Annotated in this window: 4 protein-coding genes; 3 read left to right on the top strand and 1 reads right to left on the bottom strand. The window is 67.5% G+C overall.

The window, feature by feature from the left end; translation table 11 throughout:
• A partial coding sequence (locus AC5RUJ_RS13085) for a 5-oxoprolinase subunit C family protein (protein ID WP_494155974.1) occupies window positions 1–349 on the top strand: 349 nt, incomplete at its 5' end.
• A 109-nt stretch (window positions 350–458) separates the two neighbouring features.
• On the opposite strand, the gene AC5RUJ_RS13080 is transcribed toward AC5RUJ_RS13085, so the two are convergent.
• Window positions 459–1,664 carry a DUF445 domain-containing protein gene (locus AC5RUJ_RS13080; RefSeq protein WP_494002340.1) on the bottom strand — a complete coding sequence of 402 codons (1,206 nt, stop codon included), beginning with the start codon at window positions 1,662–1,664 and terminating at the stop codon, window positions 459–461.
• Between the two features lie 256 nt (window positions 1,665–1,920).
• On the opposite strand from AC5RUJ_RS13080, the gene AC5RUJ_RS13075 reads away from it, so the two are divergent.
• Window positions 1,921–2,787 (top strand): glycerophosphodiester phosphodiesterase family protein, encoded by an 867-nt coding sequence (locus AC5RUJ_RS13075; RefSeq protein ID WP_494128693.1) that lies wholly within the window; start codon window positions 1,921–1,923, stop codon window positions 2,785–2,787.
• A gap of 43 nt (window positions 2,788–2,830) precedes the next feature.
• The coding region (locus tag AC5RUJ_RS13070) for a trehalase-like domain-containing protein (RefSeq protein ID WP_494155973.1) at window positions 2,831–3,256 on the top strand (426 nt) is incomplete at its 3' end.

The following is a 3,256-nucleotide window of genomic DNA, read 5'->3' as shown; positions in this document are numbered from 1 at the left end:
CAGTGTTGTGACCGTGCGGCTCCGCCCCGGACCGCGGCTGGACTGGTTTACCGCCGACGCCCGCCAGCGCCTGGTGCTGGGCCATTGGGCGGTCAGCCCCGAGAGCAACCGGATCGGACTGCGCCTGCTGGGCCGGCCGCTGCAGCGTGCGGTCGGCCGGGAACTGCCCAGCGAAGGCATGGTTACCGGCGCGGTGCAGGTGCCGCCGTCGGGCTTGCCCACCGTGTTCCTGGCCGACCATCCGGTGACCGGCGGCTATCCGGTGCCGGCCGTGGTGGAAGCGGCCGACCTCCCGGCGCTGGCCCAGGCCCGGCCCGGCCAACGAATCCGCTTCCTCTGGGCGGGCTAGGCCCGACGTAGTCCTTGCGCTCCGTTTCGTGACTGGTGCTCCGGTTTGAACCGGAGCACCAGTCACGAACTGGAGCGGATGCTCCATAGGGCGGCACCCAGCCGCGCGGCTAACCGAAGGCGGCGGTGGCCACCGTGAAGATCGCCAGCCCGGCCAGGGAGCCGACCACGGTGCCGTTGATCCGGATGAACTGCAGGTCCCTGCCCACCTGGAGTTCGATCTTCCGCGACGTCTCCTGAGCATCCCAGCGCTCCACCGTTTCGGTGATGACGGCGGCAATCTGGGAGCGATAGGTGCGGACCAGATACCCGGCGGCCTCCTCGATCCAGCCGTCGATCTTGGCCGCCAGCTCCGCATCGGTGGCCAGCCGGTGGCCGAAGTCTCCGACCGCCCGCTTGAACGTCAGGCTCAACCCGCTCTGGGGGTCCTCCACCGCCTCCAGCAGGGCGGTTTTCAGCGTCTCCCATGTGCGGGCCGCCAGGGAGCGCACTTCGGGGTCGCCCAGGGCGTTGTGTTTGATGGCCTCCACCCGGGCCATCATCTCGGGATCGTGCTGCAGGTCCTGCGCCAGGGAGTTCAGGTACCCGTCCAACTGCTGGCGCATCGGATGATCCGGGTCGGCCTGCACCGCGATGATGAACTTGTACAGCTCCAGATGCACCTTGTCGCCAACCAGCGAATCCAGGAACGGCGGGACCCAGGTCGGTGAGCGGTCGGACACCAGCCGCGCCACCGTGTCCTGGTTGTCCAGTACCCAGTCGGCGGCGCGGTCCAGCAGCAGATCCACCAGCTTCAGGTGGTGGCCGTCGCGCAGCACGTGCTCGGCCAGCCGGCCCAGCGGCGGTCCCCACTGCGGGTCGATCAGATGCCGGCGGGCCAGCGACTCAATCAGTTCCTGCACGTCCTCGTCATTGAGGACCGTCAAGGCTCCGCGGATGGCCGTGGCGCCCTCGCGGGCAATCCGTTCGGTGTTTTCCGGCCGTTCCAGCCAGAGGCCGGCCTTGGCAGTGATCCCAAGGGACCCGATCTTGGCCTTGACCACGTCCTCGGCCAGGAAATTCTCTTCCACGAACTGGCCCAGGCTGGCGCCGATCTGATCCTTGCGGCGCGGGATGATCGCGGTGTGCGGAATCTTCAGCCCCATCGGGTGTTTGAAGAGTGCGGTCACGGCGAACCAGTCCGCAAGCGCACCCACCATTCCGCCCTCGGCCGCGGCCCGGACATAGCTCAGCCACGGGTAGCGGTCCTGCAGCGCGAACGACACCACGAAGACCACCGCCAGAACCAGCAGCAACCCCGTGGCGAGCAGTTTCATCCGCCGCAGTCCTGCGGCACGGACGCTGTCGGGCAGCACGGCAAGCTGGCTCGTTCCGCCACCGGGGAGGTTGTCGGGGGCGTTGTGCGCCGCGTAGCCGACCGTCCGCCCTTCCGCCGTGTCAGGTGCGACGCCGCCGCCCGTCTGAGTGCCCATGTTGCCTCCGAAACCGAATTGCTGAACGATCATCGTTCGTTCACCCACCAGTCAACCCTACGGCGGGTCCGTATGTCCGGTCATCGCGTACGGTGAATTCATGCACCAGAGGATCTACGCCCACCGTGGTTCCAGTGAGCAGTATGCGGAGAATACGCGGGCCGCCTACCTGCAGGCGATCGCCGACGGGGCCGATGGGATCGAGTGCGATCTCCACCTGACCAAAGACCGCCGGCTGGTCTGTTTCCACGACTTCACGCTGGACCGCACCTCCACCGGCACCGGCAACGTGTCCGATCACACGCTGGACGAACTGCTGCAACTGGACGTCAGTTCGTGGAAGGGCACGCCGATTCCGGTCGAGTACGGCGGCACCGCCGACCAACTGGTGACACTGGACGACCTGGTGGATCTTATGCGCGACGCCGGCCGGCCGCTGGGCCTGGCCGTGGAGCTCAAGCACCCCAGCCCGTACGGGCAGGAGCTGGAGGACGAGGTGCTCAGGTACCTGATGGCGGAGGGCTGGGACCCGGAAACCTCCCGGCTGGACAACATCCAGCTGTCCTTCATGAGCTTCCACCCGGACGCCGTGAAGTACTTGGCCGACCACATACCGGGCCAGTATCTCTGCCAACTCCTGGATGACATCGACGCCGAAGAACTTAAAGCCAGCCTGATGATGGGCGAGTTGACCGTCGGCGCCGTCGCGGTACTGCTGCGACGGGCGCTGTCTGAAGGCGAAGGCCTGATCGAATCGCACCGCGTAGGCTGGGCCGGACCCGGCATCGATTACGTGCGCTCGCATCTGCCGCTCGTCCGGCGCTGGCTCGACGCCGGCACGCAGTTCCGCGTCTGGACGGTGGACGACCCGCAGGACGTGGAACTGTGCCGCGAGTTGGGTTTCGGCGAAATCACTACCAACCGGCCCGCCGCGGTCCGCCGACAGCTGCAGGCTGCACCGGCCTGAACAGCCGCTGCCGTAACCGGGTCCCTTGTGATTGAGTGGAGAGATGGCATCTCCAATTGAGGACTACGCACTCATATCGGATCTGCATACGGGAGCGCTGGTGTCCCGGTCCGGGAGCATGGACTGGCTCTGCCTTCCCCGCTTCGACTCGCCCAGCGTCTTTAGTGCGCTTCTCGGGCACCCCGGACACGGCCGCTGGCTGCTGGCGCCGGACGGTGCGCATCCGCAGAGCGGGGAAGCGATGGGGACGGGTGTACCCGGCGGCCTGAGCAGCGACCCGTTGGAAGTCCAGCGCAGCCAGCCGCCGGTCTCGACGCGCGAACAAGATGAAGCAGTCTCGGCGGCCGCGGAGAACCCCGGGCGGTCTGCGACGGACGAGGCGAAAAAGACTGCCGGAGTGCAGCCGGGGGCCGGGGAAGCCGGACAGTTTGGCGACGCGGCCGGCACCGCCGAAGCCGGCGCATCCCCG

It is taken from the genome of Arthrobacter sp. Y3223164 (genome assembly GCF_059091005.1).
Note: the sequence above shows the minus strand (reverse complement) of the source record. Positions and strands in the feature narration are given on the sequence as shown.

Coding starts and splice junctions, on each gene's coding strand:
- AC5RUJ_RS13080 (WP_494002340.1), bottom strand. CDS start 1,664: ATGAAACTGCTCGCCACGGGGTTGCTGCTGGTTCTGGCGGTGGTCTTC.
- AC5RUJ_RS13075 (WP_494128693.1), top strand. CDS start 1,921: ATGCACCAGAGGATCTACGCCCACCGTGGTTCCAGTGAGCAGTATGCG.